This is a genomic window from Pelotomaculum isophthalicicum JI (assembly GCF_029478095.1).
In the GTDB taxonomy this organism is placed as follows: Bacteria; Bacillota; Desulfotomaculia; order Desulfotomaculales; family Pelotomaculaceae; genus Pelotomaculum_D; species Pelotomaculum_D isophthalicicum.
This window is the reverse complement of the sequence record NZ_JAKOAV010000003.1, coordinates 48874-66568: the sequence shown is the minus strand read 5'-3', so window position 1 is coordinate 66568 and position 17695 is coordinate 48874. Positions and strand designations below refer to the sequence as shown.

Annotated in this window: 14 protein-coding genes; 1 reads left to right on the top strand and 13 read right to left on the bottom strand. The window is 47.1% G+C overall.

Annotated elements, in window-relative coordinates; genetic code table 11:
* Nucleotides 1-157 precede the first annotated feature (157 nt).
* From codY to ligD (L7E55_RS02625), 9 genes are all read right to left on the bottom strand, one after another.
* Nucleotides 158-946, bottom strand: coding sequence for a GTP-sensing pleiotropic transcriptional regulator CodY (gene codY, locus L7E55_RS02665; protein WP_277442460.1), 789 nt, complete (start codon nt 944-946; stop codon nt 158-160).
* 19 nt (nt 947-965) lie between these two features.
* Nucleotides 966-2360, bottom strand: coding sequence for an ATP-dependent protease ATPase subunit HslU (hslU, locus tag L7E55_RS02660; protein ID WP_277442459.1), 1395 nt, complete (start codon nt 2358-2360; stop codon nt 966-968).
* 158 nt (nt 2361-2518) lie between these two features.
* Nucleotides 2519-3049, bottom strand: a complete 531-nt coding sequence (gene hslV / locus L7E55_RS02655) for an ATP-dependent protease subunit HslV (RefSeq protein ID WP_277442458.1) — start codon at nt 3047-3049, stop codon at nt 2519-2521.
* 79 nt (nt 3050-3128) lie between these two features.
* The gene (locus tag L7E55_RS02650; protein ID WP_277442457.1) at nt 3129-4115 is read right to left on the bottom strand and encodes a tyrosine recombinase XerC; all 987 of its coding nucleotides are present in this window, start codon (nt 4113-4115) and stop codon (nt 3129-3131) included.
* A 12-nt stretch (nt 4116-4127) separates the two neighbouring features.
* Nucleotides 4128-5441: a methylenetetrahydrofolate--tRNA-(uracil(54)-C(5))-methyltransferase (FADH(2)-oxidizing) TrmFO gene (gene trmFO / locus L7E55_RS02645; protein ID WP_277442456.1), complete on the bottom strand. Its 1314-nt coding sequence runs from the start codon at nt 5439-5441 to the stop codon at nt 4128-4130.
* Nucleotides 5442-5488: 47 nt separating this feature from the next.
* The gene (gene topA / locus L7E55_RS02640; protein ID WP_277442455.1) at nt 5489-7633 is read right to left on the bottom strand and encodes a type I DNA topoisomerase; all 2145 of its coding nucleotides are present in this window, start codon (nt 7631-7633) and stop codon (nt 5489-5491) included.
* A gap of 87 nt (nt 7634-7720) precedes the next feature.
* A complete protein-coding gene (dprA, locus tag L7E55_RS02635) occupies nt 7721-8824 on the bottom strand; it encodes a DNA-processing protein DprA (protein ID WP_277442454.1) in 1104 nt (367 codons plus the stop codon).
* Nucleotides 8825-9008: 184 nt separating this feature from the next.
* Nucleotides 9009-9473 (bottom strand): GerW family sporulation protein, encoded by a 465-nt coding sequence (gene ytfJ / locus L7E55_RS02630; protein WP_277442453.1) that lies wholly within the window; start codon nt 9471-9473, stop codon nt 9009-9011.
* Nucleotides 9474-9564: 91 nt separating this feature from the next.
* Nucleotides 9565-10458 carry a non-homologous end-joining DNA ligase gene (ligD, locus tag L7E55_RS02625; protein WP_277442452.1) on the bottom strand — a complete coding sequence of 298 codons (894 nt, stop codon included), beginning with the start codon at nt 10456-10458 and terminating at the stop codon, nt 9565-9567.
* 253 nt (nt 10459-10711) lie between these two features.
* On the opposite strand from ligD (L7E55_RS02625), the gene L7E55_RS02620 reads away from it, so the two are divergent.
* On the top strand, nt 10712-12055 hold the full coding sequence (locus L7E55_RS02620; RefSeq protein WP_277442451.1) for a serine hydrolase domain-containing protein: 1344 nt from the start codon (nt 10712-10714) through the stop codon (nt 12053-12055).
* Nucleotides 12056-12075: 20 nt separating this feature from the next.
* Here L7E55_RS02620 and ligD (L7E55_RS02615) read toward each other — a convergent pair whose 3' ends face one another.
* The 4 genes from ligD (L7E55_RS02615) to L7E55_RS02600 are packed head-to-tail and all read right to left on the bottom strand — an operon-like array spanning nt 12076 to nt 17684.
* A complete protein-coding gene (gene ligD / locus L7E55_RS02615; RefSeq protein ID WP_277442450.1) occupies nt 12076-13032 on the bottom strand; it encodes a non-homologous end-joining DNA ligase in 957 nt (318 codons plus the stop codon).
* Nucleotides 13033-13049: 17 nt separating this feature from the next.
* Complete coding sequence (ku, locus tag L7E55_RS02610) at nt 13050-13895, bottom strand: non-homologous end joining protein Ku (protein WP_277442449.1); 846 nt, start codon at nt 13893-13895, stop codon at nt 13050-13052.
* Between the two features lie 47 nt (nt 13896-13942).
* Nucleotides 13943-16420 (bottom strand): mannose-1-phosphate guanyltransferase, encoded by a 2478-nt coding sequence (locus L7E55_RS02605; RefSeq protein ID WP_277442448.1) that lies wholly within the window; start codon nt 16418-16420, stop codon nt 13943-13945.
* Between the two features lie 22 nt (nt 16421-16442).
* On the bottom strand, nt 16443-17684 hold the full coding sequence (locus tag L7E55_RS02600) for a glycosyltransferase family 4 protein (protein ID WP_338091152.1): 1242 nt from the start codon (nt 17682-17684) through the stop codon (nt 16443-16445).
* Between the last annotated feature and the right edge of the window lie 11 nt (nt 17685-17695).

The following is a 17695-nucleotide window of genomic DNA, read 5'->3' as shown; positions in this document are numbered from 1 at the left end:
TCCGCTGCCTTCATATCCGGTAAGGCCCTAAATAACCGGGCACCCTTACCTGAATCCAGCAACGTGTGTAATTCACACTAAGCCGTATTCTACCATAAATAATACCCCGGCGCAAGCCGGGGTGATAATATTTTAGTACCCATTAAGCTCCAGTCCGTTATTTTTTCATAGCGCTGAGCTTTTCCAATTCTTCCAGCAGGTGATCGTTCAGAACACGGATATATGTGCCTTTCATGCCAAGAGACTTAGACTCAATAACGCCCGCGCTTTCAAACTTGCGCAAGGCATTCACTATAACAGACCTGGTGATGCCTACCCGGTCGGCTATTTTACTGGCCACCAGCAATCCTTCATCCCCGCCGAGCTGCTCGAAAATATTCTGGATGGCATCCAATTCGGAATAAGACAAAGTGGCCAAGGCAATTTGCACGGCCGCGCGACTACGGGCGTCCTCCTCAATCTTTTTAGCCCGTGACCGGAGTATTTCCAAAGCCACCACAGTTGCAGCGTACTCCCCTAAAATAAGGTCCTCATCTGTAAAGTAGCTGCCGAATCTAGCCAGCACCAGGGTGCCTAGGCGGGAACCAGGGCCGGCGATTGGCACCATGGTAGTGATTTTATTATTAAAGCGGCACGGTTTTTCACTAAAAACACATGCATTGCCCACCTGGCTGAAGTTAGCGGTAGTCTCATTTATTTTCATTAAATTCTCATTATACTCTTCAGGGAACCCACCGCGGCCTTCAACAATCTCTCTCATTATGTCGCAAACCCAATCCTCGAGGTAAGAGTATCCCAGTACTTTGCCACGTTGATCAAGTATGTAAATACTTGCCTCAATATGTTTACTGAGAACACTTGACACAATATTAAAATCTACGGCATGCCCTACTGACTTCAAAACCAGATTATTGATAGCGCGTGTTTTGGCGAGCAAGTTATGCATCCTTGTCGTTATTTCCCCCTTACAAAATATACCGACTCAAATCCTCATTTTTAACCACATCTTCTAATTTTTCTACAACTTGTTGGCGATCTATTTCGATAATCTTATCACTGAGTTCAGGCGCTTCAAAAGACAGATCTTCTAATAGTTTTTCCAAGATTGTATGCAAGCGGCGTGCTCCAATGTTCTCTGTTTGTTCATTAACAGTATAAGCTATTTTTGCGATTTCTTCAAGTGAATTTTTTGAAAATTTAACCGACAATCCTTCTGTAGCCAATAATTCAGTATATTGCTTAATTAGCGCGTTTCTGGGTTCCGTCAAAATCTGTTGAAAATCCTCGCAAGTGAGGCTCTCAAGTTCAACACGGATCGGGAAACGCCCCTGAAGTTCCGGAATCAAGTCCGATGGCTTGGAAATATGAAAAGCTCCCGAGGCAATAAACAAAATGTGGTCGGTTTTAACCGGCCCGTATTTTGTTACAACAGTGGAACCTTCAACAATCGGCAGTATGTCACGCTGCACCCCGCCTCTGGATACATCTGGCCCATATCCTTCCCTACCGGCAATCTTGTCGATCTCATCCAGGAAAACAATTCCATCATCTTCCACCCGTTTTATTGACTGTGTCGTTACCTCATCCATGTCAATCAATTTTTGCGCTTCCTGTTGGACCAGAATCTTTCTTGCATCCTGCACGGTTACTTTACGTTTGTGTTTCTTCTTCGGCAAAAAACCACCGAGCATATCCTGAATATTAACTCCCATTTCCTCCATACCCGAACCTGTAAACACTTCGACCATGGGAGGTTTGTTATCTTCCACTTCAATCTCTAGATACTCATTTTCCAGTTGGCCTTTTGCCAGCTTTTCCTTTAACATATCTCTTTCAAAATCGATCCGTTTAAACCTTTGGTCCTGGCTGCTGTCGCTCTGTTCATTTGGCTTTGCGGCGCCAAAAAGCATTTCCAACGGATTGCGCGGAGGAGTTTCCTGCACCGGATATGGCGCCAGCAGTTCAATAATTTTTTCTTCGGCAATCGCTATGGCTTTACTCTCTACTTCCTTCAGTTTATCCTGTTTGACCATTCTAATCGCTGTTTCCACAAGGTCCCTGATCATACTTTCGACATCCCTGCCGACATAACCCACCTCTGTAAACTTCGTCGCTTCCACTTTGACAAAAGGAGCCTTTACCAGCTTGGCCAGGCGGCGGGCGATTTCGGTCTTACCGACACCGGTCGGACCAATCATTAAGATATTTTTTGGGATCACTTCGTCTCTAAAATCTTCAGGTAACTTTTTACGCCGGTAGCGGTTACGCAAGGCCACGGCTACAGCTTTTTTAGCCTTTCCCTGGCCGACGATGTATTTATCAAGTTCCTCAACAATGCGACGCGGCGTTAGCTCTTCCATTATTTAACCTCCCATATTCAAGTACTCAGAATTCAGCAGTCAGTATTCAGAACATCTCGGAAAGATACTGTTCTCTCATTCTGACTCCTGACTCCTGACTCCTGACTCCTGACTCCTGACTCCTGACTCCTGACTCCTGACTCCTGACTCCTGAGACATTATACTTCTTCAACAATGATATTGTCATTGGTATACACACAAATATCAGCGGCTATAGACAGTGCTTCTCTGGCAACTTCACCGGCGCCCATCTGAGTATGCCTGATTAGAGCGCGCGCCGCAGCCAACGCGTAAGGCCCACCGGAACCGATGGCCGCTACGCCGTCATCAGGTTCGATTATCTCGCCCCCCCCGGATATGATCAACAAGTCATCCTTGCTGGCTACGATCAAAAGCGCTTCCAGACGGCGCAAAATTTTATCAGTACGCCATTCCTTCGCCAACTCAACAGCTGCCCGCTGCAAGTTGCCGTGGTATTCCTCCAGCCTCCCCTCAAACTTTTCAAATAAAGTAAAGGCATCCGCGACAGATCCGGCGAATCCAGCCACAACTTTATCTTTATAAAGCCGCCTTATTTTCTTGGCGCTTTTTTTCATAACCGTATTCTGGCCGAAAGTAACTTGTCCGTCACCGGCAACAGCCACTTTCCCTTCTTTTTTTATCGCAACTATTGTCGTAGCGTGAAACATTATCATACCCCCTTCAGAACTTTATATAATTTTATGTAATTCTATATATTTTCATATAGCAGGGTAACCAAACCTTGTTTCACTCCTCCGCCCTCGGATGAGCCTTTCTATAAACCTGCTTTAACCTTTCACCGGTAACATGTGTATATATCTGTGTACTGGATAGGCTGATATGGCCAAGCATTTCCTGAACCGAACGAAGATCCGCCCCGGCGTTCAACAAATGAGTGGCGAAAGAATGGCGGAGCGTGTGCGGGCTTATTTTCCTATCAATACAGACTTTATTTACGTATTTGTCAATTATTTTACGAATTCCCCGCTCTGATAACCTTTCACCCCACCGGTTAAGAAAAACAGCATTATTTAAAGATAAGAGCGGCATTTTACCCGCAGACATGTTTTTTTCAATGTTAATTTGAGCCGCACCTTTCGTCCTCTTCCCGGAAGCGTTAATCAATAATTTAAGACGGGCATCCTTTAAGTAACGCATCAAAGCGTTTACCGCTTGAGAGCCCAACGGCACCAGTCTCTCACGCGCTCTCTTACCCATCACCCGGACGTACCCCGCGCCAAGATCGAGATCACCCTGATCGAGTGATACCAGTTCGTTAATCCGCAACCCTCCAGCATACAAAGTTTCCAGGAGCGCCCGGTCACGCATCCCCAGGGGATTTCCCAAATCAGGCGCTTCCACCAGCAGTTTTGCCTCGTTTTCATACAAAAAACGAGGCAAGCGCTTATCCAACCGCGGGTTAGACAACTTTGCCACAGGGTTTTCGTCTACAATTTCCTCTCTCTTCAAGTAGCGGTAAAACGACCGCCACGCCGCCAGCCGTCTGGCTATGGTAGCCCGCGAGAGGCCCTTTCTTTGCGAGAAAGCCAAAAAGCCGCGAAAAATCCGGTGGTCCAGATCCGCCGGATGGATAGCGAAATCTTCTTTATTTACCTGACGAGAAATAAACTCCAAACCTTGAAACAAATCTTTCTGGTAATTATCAATTGTTTTCGGAGAAGCGTTTTTTTCTATCTTTAGGTAAATTAAAAAATTATCTATATAGCTGTACACGGCAATTCCTTCTCAAACAACGGATTCTTTGAATTTCGCGATAGATTCCAGCGCTTTTTCGGCAATCATCTTGTACCGTTCTTTTTTATCTTTAATTTTAACATCTTGCCGGGGGAAAAGACCAAAAGTGATATTCATCGGCTGGAAATGGGACGGATCAGCGTTGGTTATATAATATGCCAATGATCCGTGCGCGCTCGCGCGGGGGAAAACAACCGGTTCCCTGCCGCTAACAAGCAACGCCGCATTAATACCCGCCATCAAACCGGATGCCGCCGACTCGACATACCCTTCCACACCGGTTATCTGGCCGGCGAAGAAAAGAGACAGGCGTTTTTTAGATTGAAAAGTAGGCAACAACAATACCGGAGCGTTAATAAATGTGTTCCTGTGCATAACTCCGAACCTGGCAAACTCCGCGTTTTCCAGTCCGGGAATAAGCCGGAAAACCCGGCTCTGCTCGTTCCACTTAAGGGATGTCTGGAAACCCACCAGATTGAACAAGGTTCCTTCAGTATTATCCTGTCTTAGCTGTACAACGGCATAAGGTCTCCTGCCTGTTCGCGGGTCGGTCAAACCAACCGGTTTGAGCGGACCGTATAAAAGAGTCTCGTTACCGCGCGCCGCCAGAATCTCTACCGGCATACATCCTTCAAAATAATTCTCTTTCTCAAATTCATGCCGCGGCGCTTGCCCGGCATGCACCAAGGCGTCCCAAAAGATCTCATACTCTTCCTTGTTCATCGGACAGTTTAGGTAGGCCGCCTCTCCCTTTCCATAACGGCTGGAACGAAATATCTTCTCCATATTCAAAGATTCATACGTTACAATTGGAGCGACAGCATCATAAAAATAGAAACATTCTTCTCCGGTAAACTCTCTGATGCTCCCCGCCATGGCTTCCGCTGTAAGCGGCCCGGTGGACAGGACAACCACCCCATCCTTAGGTACCTGCATTATCTCTTCACGGTAAATGTCCACCATCGGGTGCGCGGATAACTTCTCAGTAACCCGCCCGGCGAAAGTATTGCGGTCAACGGCAAGGGCGCCACCGGCCGGCACTCTTGTTTCTCCGGCGCATTCCATAATGAGAGAGCCAAGCAAGCGCATCTCTTCTTTCAAAAGGCCAACCGCGTTTACCAGAGCAGCCGCGCGCAAGGAGTTGCTGCAAACCAGTTCCGCAAAATCACCCGTGCGATGGACAGGTGTTTGTCTCGCCGGCCTCATTTCGTACAGCCTGACTCTTATCCCCCGGTTCGCTAATTGCCAGGCTGCCTCGGCGCCGGCCAAACCCGCTCCGACAACGGTTACTACCTGTTCAGCCATTATTTTCTCCCTTTTTTTAGAACAACTGGGGCAAAAATAATTATATCTTATTGCAATGATATATTTTCAACTTTATTTTCCGAATTTTTCTTTATTCTGCTCTTCACTTTACTATTTGCGACATCCTTATTGCTGCATTTTTCGTTTATGCAGCGCAGGGTTATTTTTTTCCCCGCTCCTTTCTTTTCAATCATCAAGCCCCCACAAACCGGACACTTAACTTTCGCAGGCTGATCCCAGATTGTAAAATCACACTCGGGGTAGCGGCTGCAACCGTAAAACTTTCTCCCTTTTTTAGAGCGTCTGGCTACAAGTTCCCCCTCACAACGCGGGCAACCGACACCGGTTGGTTCTAAGAGCGGTCTTGTGTTGCGGCATTCCGGAAAACCCGGACATGCTAAAAACTTGCCGTAACGGCCCATTTTGATCACCATATTGCGTCCGCATTGTTCACAGATTTCATCTGTGACTTCATCGGCAACCTGAACACGTCCAATCTCTTTATCCGCTTTTAGCAAGGTTTGATTAAACGGTGTATAAAACTTGTCGAGAACCTGAACCCAGTTCACCGTACCCTCTTCAATTCTGTCCAGCTCCTCTTCCATACCCGCGGTGAATTCAATGTCAATAATGTTTAAAAAATGTTTCTTTAATAAATCAACTACTGTTGTGCCCAATTCTGTCGGGTAGAGTTGTTTATTCTCCCTAACTACATAGCCTCGCTTTATAACTGTTTCAACAATAGGCGCATATGTACTCGGCCTGCCTATTCCTTTTTCTTCTAAAGTTTTAACCAATGTCGCGTCTGTATAACGAGGCGGCGGCTGGGTGTAATGTTGTTTTGGCGTTAGTGAGCGCGCTTCCACGCTTTCTCCTTCGCTCAACTCCGGAAGCAGTTTCTCCTCATCTTTCTCACCGTCATCCCTGCTTTCGGTATAAACTTGCATAAATCCCGGAAATTTAATTACTGAGCCAGTAGCCCGGAACATATAATCACCAGCGCTTATATCCACACTGGTTGTGTCAAAAACAGCCTGACTCATCTGGCTGGCTAAAAAACGGGACCAGATCAACTTATAGAGCTTATACTGATCATTAGTCAGGAAACTTTTTATTAAGTCCGGCTCCCTGTTAACCGACGTTGGACGAATAGCTTCATGGGCATCCTGAATCTTGCCTTTTCCCGCCGGCCTCGGCGTATTCTTACCCACATAGTGCGCCCCAAGCCTTTTGCGCAAATAATCCTGCGCTTCACTGCGGGCTGTTTCCGACACTCTGGTGGAGTCAGTGCGAATATAAGTCACCAGTCCGGAAGTTCCTTCCTTTCCAAGATCAAGCCCCTCGTAAAGCTGCTGGGCAATCATCATAGTTTTTCTTGAAGTAAAATTCAGCTTTCGGTATGCCTCTTGCTGAAGAGTACTTGTGATAAAAGGCGGCGCGGGCTTGCGGTTTTTTTCCTTACGGGTTACTTTAGTCACGGTATAATGCGTGCCTTTAAGGCTATCCAACACTTCCCGCATCTTCTCCGCGCTATCGATATCAATTTTTTTACCTAAATATTTATACAGCTTCCCTTCAAAAGGAGCGCTTCCTGTTTTAATAAAACTACCCGTGAGAGTCCAGTATTCTTCGGGTTCAAAAGATTCTATTTCCTCTTCGCGGTCACATATCAATCTAACGGCTACTGATTGAACCCGGCCTGCGCTAAGACCTTTTTTGACTTTTCGCCATAATAGCGGACTCAAATTATAACCTACCAGTCTGTCAAGAATACGGCGGGCTTGCTGCGCATTCACCAGGTCGGCGTCAACCACCCTGGGATGCGTCACAGCACTCTGTATGGCTTGCTTGGTTATCTCGTTAAATTCAATACGGCAAGGTTCGTCGTCTGGTATTTCGAGGATATTCTGGAGATGCCAGGCAATAGCCTCACCTTCCCGGTCAGGGTCGGAGGCAATCAACACCTGGTCCGCTTTTTTCTCAGCTGCCCGCAAATCCTTAATAGTATTGCCTTTGCCGCGTATAGTTATATACTTTGGGTTAAATCCATTTGATACGTCTACCCCAAACTGGCTTTTGGGCAGATCCCGCACATGCCCCATAGAAGCCTTAACCATGTATTTCTTACCCAAAAATTTGCTTATTGTTTTTGCTTTTGCGGGGGACTCAACAATTACTAAAGTTTTTGACAAACGACACACCTCATTTTATATATCGCCTGGCTTTTATTGCCATCTATTATAGCATACTTTTTAAAATTAATCTGTCCAACCATTTTTTTATACCATATTCCGGCCCGTCCGGGTATAAGATTTACCTGGATGCTGCCTGGTTAAACCCTTTATTTCCAGATACATTAAAGCCGCTATGGCTTTTTGGGGTACAAGCCCGGATTGTCTTATCAATTCATCCAGGGATACCGGCTCCAAAGAAAGCAAACGGTAAAGCGTTTCCTCCTCCTTGCTCATTTTTACCGCGCCTTCTTCTATGGAATCCGGCAACGGAAAAAGTTTATCCATACCAAGTTCATCAAGGATATCACCGGCTCCTTCAACCAGTCTGGCCCCTTGCTTGATCAGGCGGTGTGGCCCCCGGCTCAATGGATTGACCACATTACCTGGCACCGCCATTACATCGCGACCTTGCTCCAGGGCAAAATCCGCCGTAATCAAAGCGCCGCTTCTTTCACCAGCCTCCACTACAACAGTCCCTAGGGACAAACCGCTAATGATGCGGTTACGGGCGGGGAAATGCCACGCTTCAGGCAACGCCCCGGGAGGAAACTCGCTAACTACAGCTCCATTATCCATTATCCGCTCCATTATTTTTTTGTTTTCCCTGGGATAAACAACATCCGGTCCGCAACCAAGGACAGCAATAGTTCTACCACAACCCGCCAAGGCTCCTTTATGCGCAAAGGTATCAATTCCCCTGGCCATGCCGCTTACAACAGTTATCCCCACAGCGGCCAAGTCCTTTGCCAGCTTTTCCGCCACCAACTGACCATAGGGTGAAGGTTTTCGCGCCCCCACCACCGCCACGGCAAGGTTATCCGCGGATTTCAGGCAACCCCGCATAAAAATAACGGGGGGAGGGTCAAAAATTGAACGCAGCTTCTCAGGATAGCCAGATTCATTATGACATATAAAAGTAATACCTAAAGACTCCAATTTAGCGACCAGACTGTCAAGATCAAGCCCGGCCTTGCGCCGCGACAGACCCGCCGACCATTCAGCGCCCGCACCCGGCGCTCCCGACAAATCTTTAGCATCAGCTTCCCAGGCCGCCTTCACTGAGCCAAAATACTCAACAAGCGACCAAATACGCTTACCCGAACCAGGCAAAAGGTACTGCCACCCCAACCAGTATATTCTTTCTTCCAAAAGTTTTCTCCCCTAATCATAACTTTCGCCCCTTCTTTTCGGGATTAAGGCAACATCTTCCTGCTTTCTTGAAAAATTTATTTTTATCGCCGTAATTAAAAAGGATGCCAGGAAGCATCCCCTTTTGTAAATATAATCCGCAGATCTAAATATATTTCCTTATGCAATATAGATATTTTCAGTTTTACTGCAATGGCTGGGTAGATATAGATGAAGCCGGTTGGGCGGCAACGTTCACTTTGGCTCCCACTTGTGACTCACCACAGCCAAATATTGACTGGATTTGTGAAAGTAAATGCGGCGCCATGTCGATTAAACGATCAGCCAACAAATTTCCGTCCACCGGGAGCATTCTCACCTGCCCGTTGCCGACTACCAAAAAACCAATCGGCTTTACTGAAACCCCCGCACCGCTACCGCCCCCAAAAGCAGGCTCTTGCGCATCACCTTCATTTTGTTTAGAATCCCGGCTGGCTTCAAAATTGCCGCCTCCCGCCACAAAACCGCAAGCGACACGTGAAACAGGAATGATCACTGTTCCATCCGGCGCCTCAACGGGGTCGCCGACAACTGTATTCACATCCACCATTTCCCTGATGCTTTCCATAGCCGTTTTCATCAAACCTTCAATAGGATGGTTTTCGGGCATAATGGTCCCCCACATTTCCTTTTTTAAATAATCTGTCCTGTAAAAAAAATAAATATACAGGGGAATTCTGCAACAGACAGGTTAGCTATTTTCAAACCATTTTCAACAATTCATCCAATAATTGTCTCCGGCTGAGTACCCCTCTGTAGATATCCCCTTGTGTTTCAACACGGGTAAAGATTGTCTTCACGTTAAAATCCTGTGGGTGTATATCTCCTTTTTCCACCTCGCTCCAGTCCAACGGAGTTGAAACAGGAGCGCCGGGTAAAGGCCGCAGGCTGTATTGAAAGGCCATCGTCTTACCCCTGCCGTTTTGCAAATAATCCAGATACACTTTACCCGCTCTCTTTTCGATTTTTCTCTCGACAGTCGCTTTATCCGGATATACTCCCGCCACAGTTTCCGCCACGAATTTCATGGCGGCTGTAACAGCTTGCCACGGGTAAACCGGTTTAATCGGGATGAATATGTGCAGCCCGCTGGCCCCGGATGTTTTCGGGAAACAAGTCAGATTGAATTGCTCCAGAGCGCCACGGACCAATAAGGCTACCTCCATTGTGTCGCGGAAAGTTGCCCCTTCAGCCGGATCCAAATCCATGACAGCCAGATCGGGACTTTCCAGGTTTTCTAACCGTGCCAGCCAGGCATGCATCTCAACACAACCAAGATTAGCCAACCACAGTAATGTTTGCATGTTATTACATACAACGTAATTTACCATTTTGCTAGAATGCTTCACTGGATACCTCATTATCCACTGGGGAGCAAAGTCCGGACATTCTTTTTGATAAAACGCCTCTCCTTCAATACCATCCGGATAACGTTTCATAACAATCGGCCTGTTATAAAGATGGGGTAAAATATTCGTTGCAATACGGCAGTAATAGTCTATCAAATGGGCTTTTGTCAGCCCTTCCGCTAACATCACCTTGTCAAGACTGGTCAATTTTAATTCATTTCCATCAATCCTAACAACTTTATCCATAACTACTACACACCTTATATTTTTAATTAAATTTAAAAGGCCGTTTGTCTATATTAAATTTCTTATGCCAAACAATTGATTTATTGCCTTTGGTTGCACAGTATTTAAAATATATGTACTTACCTGAAAAAGCGTGAATATTAATTCATGCTTTTATTATTTGATAATATTCGAACAATATTACTTATTTGTTCAAAAAATGTTCACATATAAAAGTTATAATGGCATTAGAAAATGGGGGGAGTAATAAGCCATGAAGATATATCACAATGGAATACAATTTCATAGCAAGTTATTGAAAATAAGAACAATATGTATTGCGTTATTCATTATATATTCCGTTGTTTATTTAACTAATATACACTTACTATTGGCAAATGCATTGGAATTATCCTCTAATGCTATTTCAGGGCAGAATATTTCTTATAATAATTTAAATAATGAACTAGATAGCGCTATTTTAGCGGAAATGAATAAATATGATATTATCGGGGTTTCAGCGGCATTTGTTAAAGACGGACAGGTTATCTGGTCAAATGGTTATGGGTGGTCGGATCTAGAAGAAAATAAGCAGGCCACTCCCGATACGATTTATAGGTTAGCTTCTATTTCCAAGACTATTACCGCCACTGCGTTAATGCAACTTTGGGAACAGGGTAAGTTCGGACTTGATGATGATATAAGTAATTATTTGGGATTTGAAGTCAGAAACCCTAATTATCCTGATGATAAAATAACCTTTAGAATGTTGCTCACACATACTTCCAGTATTTTGGACGGAAGCAGTCAGGGAGGTTACAACAAGGCTATAAATTCGACAAATCCGCCGCTCTTAAAAGATCTTTTAGAGCGCAGCGGTTCTGCATACAGCGATTTGACATGGGGTAATTACAGGCCGGGTACCAACTTCAACTACTCAAATTTTTGCGCTGGAATTATCGCCTGTCTGGTAGAAAAAATTTCCGGGGAAGGTTTTGAACAATATACTATTGACCATATATTCAAGCCGTTGGGGATGGATGCCGCATATGACGCGGCTGATATAACCAATGTTGATGATATTGCCGTTCTATATCGTCTGAGCGGCGATGACATTGTCCCTGTTTATGACGACTTTCAGGCGGGTGAAAAACCTCAAAAGAGAGAATACGGATTGCCCCTGGGCAATTATTATATTGGCCCCGCCGGCGGAGTACGGGCTAGCGTGACAGATCTGGCGAAATTTATGATTGCCCATATGAATGGCGGAGTATATAACGATGCGCGCATATTAAACAAGGGTACGGTAGATTTAATGCAGCAGATGCAGTGGTCCGGCAATGGTTTAGGCGGTTTTTACCGGCAAATGGGATTAATTTTTCACATTACCGATCAGTTGGCGGGACGAACACTTGTTGGACATGCAGGTGAGGCCTATGGCTTAGTTAGTGACATGTATTTTGATCCCGTCAATAATTGCGGGGTGATATTCGTAACCAACGGGGGGAATTACAGCTTTTTAAGCAACGGCTTTACCAATATTGAAACCGCTGTAATAAACCATATATTTAATAAGCTGGCCAATTCGCCTGTTGCATTGACAAGTAATATGACTTAGACTTCCTTATATAGCGGCTTTCATTCTCCTGTCACTGCCGGGCACTCGTCAGGTGACTTGTCCCAACGCACACCCTGAAAAACAGGATGCCGGAGATACCCGCCGGCTGTAGCGGTAAGGTACACCACCGTACAAACCAGCAAGGGCCGTACCCACCTGGTGCGGCCACGTTCATTCACCGGGAGGTCCTCCAGAGGCGCGTCCGCCGTTTCAATTTTATGCAATCCGTCCAGTAAGATTTCTGCTTCCCGGCTGTTAAAACCTGTCCCCACCTTACCCTGGTAAACCAGTTCGCCGTGCCTTATGCCGCCCAGTACGAGTGACCCCAGACCCCGGCCGTTCACACCGGGCTGATAACCACATATAACCAGATCGGCTTCCCTGGTATTTCTGAACTTTTTCCAGGAAGCCGACCGGCGGCCCGGCAGGTAGACACTTTCCACTTTTTTAGCAACGGCGCCCTCCAGCCCTTCTTTGACACAGGCGTTGTAAAAATCAATACCGTCCCTGAAAACATAACGGGACAGCAAAATATCGTCTCCAGGCAAAACCATTTCTTTTAGGATGTTCTTTCTGTCAGCCAAGGGCTGTCTCAGCACTGACTTCCCATTAGCATATAACACGTCGAAAGCTATAAAAACAACCGGGTAAAAGCCAGCCCGGCTGTTTTGACCAGCACCGGCCATCTTGCCGCGCGACTGAAGACTGGCAAAAGAAGGCTTCCCCTGCACTAAAACAACTATCTCACCGTCAATAATCGCCGGCAACCGCCGCACTTTTTTATGCAGGCCGGCCAACTCAGGAAATTTGCCGGTTAAGTTGATCAGGTTACGGGAACGGATCACTGTGCCCGCGTCAAGATAAGCAAGACCACGATAACCGTCCCATTTTATTTCGTACAGATAAGCGGCGCTGTCAAATGGCTCCGAACTGACTGCCAGCATCGGGCGCAACAGAGGTAATTGTTCTCCATTCATTGCCGTGATCGCACCTCTTACGATGTTTTTCGCTTCGCCGCAACCTTTCCCGTTCGAGCCCTTGTTTGTGCATTCCCCTTTTTATCCCGTTCTTCCCTGGCCAATTCTATACTTGCTTTCAACGCTTCCATCAGGTCGACAACTTTACCGGCTTCAGTTTTCTCCGGCACCGCCACGGCTTCACCTGCTATTCTGGCCTGGATTACTTCCATGAGGGCTTGCCTGTATGTATCGTTGTATTTTTCCGGCTGAAATTCGGCTGACAGGCTGTTAATTAGATTCACCGCCATTTTAACTTCATTATCATGCAAGTCAACCTGGTAATTTAATTCCGGCAAGGTGCCGGCTTGTCTAATTTCATCAGGATAATGCATAGTACTCATGACCAGGATATTCTTGCTCTCCCTGATCGCCGCCAAGGCTTCCCTGTTGCGTATGATTACCCTGGCTACCGCCACTTTTCCGGTATCTGCTATGGCCCGTCTAAAAAGTTCGTAAACCTTGGCGCCACCCTCGCCGGGAGCCAGGTAATAAGCCTTTTCATAATAAACCGGGTCTATTTCCTCAAGATTTACAAAATCCATTATTTCTATGCTTCTGCCGCTTTTGGCCCCGGCTAGCTTTTCAAAGTCATCTTCGTTAATAATGACGTACTTCCCTTTTTCATATTCATAGCCTCTGACAATTTCCTCCATAGGTACTTCAACCTGGCAATGCGGGCAATAACGCTTGTACTGCACCGGACTTTTACATTTCTCATGCAGGTAATTGAATTTGACGTCCTTCTGCTCAGTCGCGGAATACAGCTTTACAGGCACATAAACCAAGCCGAAGCTTAACGCGCCTTTCCAGATCGGGCGCATTTCCATCACCACATTTCAATTTTAGATATTAAATCAACCGGCCTGTTTTAATTTTTTACACCCGCTATGTCGGCTATTTTATTAATATAAAACTCGCTAAGAGACTCGGCGATTTCCATAGTGTTGCCTTCACTGAAAACCCGGCAGACGGGCTCGTCAGGGTCCGGCAGCACCAATGCCCAGCCATCCCGGTGATAAACTTTAACACCGTCAAGTAATTCCAACCGGCTAGTAGGAGGATCTTGAATCAAATACCTGATTACCCTGCCCTTGGCATCCCAGGAAACCGGAACTTCCCGCTTGTCCGTATAAAACGACGGTATTTCATCCAGCATATCCGATAGAGAAGCATTGTGACGTGCCATTAACTCTAATACTCTAACCAAAGCCGAAAGAGCGTCAAAGTGCAGGAAGAATTGGGAAATTCCCTCCAAGCCTGGATTACCACCGGTCAGCACTTTATCCAGGAAATCCTGCAGGGCGGTCTTTGTCCGCACCACCTTGCCCTGATAGCGCTCGGCCAATGTCTCTATCGCCCTGGGAGCGGTTACCGGGACCACAACCGAACCTCCATGCCCCTTCAGGATAACCAAAGAGATTAAAGCGACAAGTAAATCGTCTTGCACGACCCGCCCTTTGTTGTCTATTAAAATCAGGCGGTCAGCGTTGGGATCCAGCACCGCGCCCGCGTCGGCACCGGTTTCCATAACATTGCGGGCCAGAGACGGCAGCATTTCCTGGTAGGAGCGCCAACTGCGGTATTCTGTGCAACCCCTGTTAAGGCCATCGCCTTCCAGGGAAAGCCCCAACTCCCCACAGATACCGGCAACAAAAGTTTCAAGGTTGATTCGGTCATAGCACAACAGCAGTTTAAAACTGGCTTCCCGCAGGCTGCGCCCGTTCAGCCCGGCGCATACGGCTGAAATATAATCCCTTGACATACTATGCACTGCCGCCGGCGGTATAATCCTGCTTACTTCAACCCGTGGAAAATCTTCCCTGGCCAACGCGTTCTCGATCTTTCGCTCCATACCTCTGGAGATGTTTCCACCCCGGGCGTCCGTGAAGACCATGACCACCTTATCAGATGTCAACGGCGAAACCTTGATATGCACACCTCCCTTGCAGTTCAGGGAGCGTACACTGTAACGGTGCATCGGCGTGATCCCGGTCCCTAAATCTAAAACCTCGGCACCCGCCGACTGCATTCCGCTTATTACCGCTTCCTTGATCATGAGAGACGCGTTGTAATTATCGGCACTCACGGCCAGACGCGCCCCAACCCCGGACACAGAGCCAAAAGCGGCGCCCACCCTGGCGGCAAATTCAGGAGTGACTTCCACATTGATGAGACCGCTGATTCCTTCGAAACCAAAAATTTTCTTCGGCGAGCATGTCCCCCAGATCAGGCTCTGTTGCACAGTAGCCCCGGTTTCCACCAGCTTGTGAGGCCACAACTTGACATCGGGCTTTAAAAGACTGTTTTCCATGATAATAGAATCGTCGCCTACCACTGCGCCTTCATAAATGCCGGCCTGGGACTGTACCTGCACCCGGTTGCCCACCACCGCGCCCCGAAGAGCCGCGCCGGTTCCCACGTAAATATTGTTCCAGAGTACGCTCCTTTTAATAGAGGCCCTCTCTTGAACCAGGCAGCCGGGGCCGAGCACAGTAAAGGGTTCGATTATCGCTCCCGCACCCAGTTGGCAGTTGGCCCCGATCAGGGCAGGACCTTTTATTGATGCTTCCGGATTGATGAGGGCACCTTCTCCCACCCAGACGCCAGGTGATATTTCCGTACCCGGGATATTTATGTTAACCTTACCTGACAGGGCTTCATGATGTGCTTGCAAATACTGTGTAAGATTGCCAATATCACACCAGTAACCTGAGAGAACCAGACCGAATAAAGGCTTTTGATTTCTTAACAGCAGCGGGAATAAGTCCTGGCTGAAGTCAAATTTCTGACCGGGAGCGAAATATTCCAACACTTCCGGTTCAAGCACGTAAATACCGGTGTTGACCGTATCGCTGAAAACTTCACTCCAACCGGGCTTTTCCAAGAACTGAGTAATTTTTCCGTCCTTACCGGTGATCACTACCCCGTATTCCAGCGGGCAATCAACTCTGGTAAGCACCAGGGTAGCCATCGCACCCTGCCTTTTATGAAACTCCACCGCCCGGGAAAGATCCAGGTCTGTTAATGCATCCCCGCTAATTACCAGGAAAGTCTCACCGAGAAAACCGGACGCGTTTTTAACGCTGCCGGCAGTTCCTAAAGGAGTTTCCTCCACAAAATACTGTAGATTTACACCATACTCCGCGCCGTTAGAAAAATGATCACGAATTGCTTCCGGTTGGTATTGCAGGGTCACACCTATATCAGTGATGCCGTTTTTTTGTAAAAGCTCAACAATATGAGTCATGACCGGCCTGTTTAATACCGGAACCATTGGCTTGGGTCTGCCGCAGGTGAGCGGTCTGAGACGTGAACCTTCACCGCCGGCCATAATAATTGCTTTCATGAGACATCCTCCGTTTGCAAGTCTAACTATACCTGGTCAACATCCGGCCAAACCGGTTGAATATTCTTTCCTGCCTTCCGGCAGCCGACCAGGCGGTACTCTGATGCGCTTCCAACACCTCCCGGTAAACCGAAGCTGTCTGCCAGGCGATTTTTCCCCAATTGAATTCATTTAAAACGCGGTAATAAGCGTTTTCTCTCAATTTATCGCCGAACTGAGGCTGTTTTAAGACTGACAAAATGTTCTGCGCCAGGGAATGGCTGTCACCGGTATATGTTTTAAGGCCGTCTATGCCATGGTTTATAATTTCACCAAGTCCGCCGCTATCGGCAACTACTACCGGCGTCCGGGCCGCCATTGCTTCCAGGGCCACAATCCCAAAAGGCTCGTATAAACTTGGGAAAACAGCCACGTCGGCCCAACTGTACAGGTTGTTCCGAACCGTATCATTTATGTATCCGGTAAAGTACACCCTGTTTGCGATGCCGCTTAGCATAGCCTGTCTTTTTAGGGAATCCATAAAGGGACCTTTGCCCGCTATAACAAATTTGGTCTGGGGATGATGAGCGAGAATCTCTGGCGCCGCGTCCAGCAAAACTTGAACTCCTTTTTCCCTGACCAGCCTGCCCACGTAGAAAACTATCCGCTCATCCGGGGCGGCATAATCACTGCGCCGGGCATCGCTTTCCCGGACTTTAAAATTTGTATGATCGACACCGTTTGGAATAACTTTTATTTTATCCTGCGGAATCTGAAAAACGTGCCTCAATTCACCCTCCATATAATGGCTGCAACAAATTACCCGCCAGGATTCGTAGGCGAGCCACCACTCAATATCGCTGATATGCCTTTGTGTGTCATTATGTAAACCATTATTACGTCCGTATTCAGTAGCGTGCAAGGTAGTAACCAGCGGAATCTTCCAAGAGTGTTTGAGCGCCCGCGCGGCATAGGCGACAAGCCAATCATGGGCGTGCAGAATGTGGATTTCACCCAAATCACTTGAGATTGAAATGGCGCGTTCCAACAAGGCGACGTTAAACTGAGCAACCCAGGTAACAAAATCAGGTGATGATATTTGGTACGGCTCAACCCGGTGCACTTTAACCCCATGCACTTTTTCAAAAGCGGGAGTCCCCTGGCCGCCTGAGGTAATCAGGTGAACATCCACACCATTTTCCGTCAAAGCGTTAGTCAAGTCATATACGTGCTGAGCCAGCCCACCGACACTTTTAGGCGGGTACTCCCAGGACAACATCAGCACTCTCAATAATT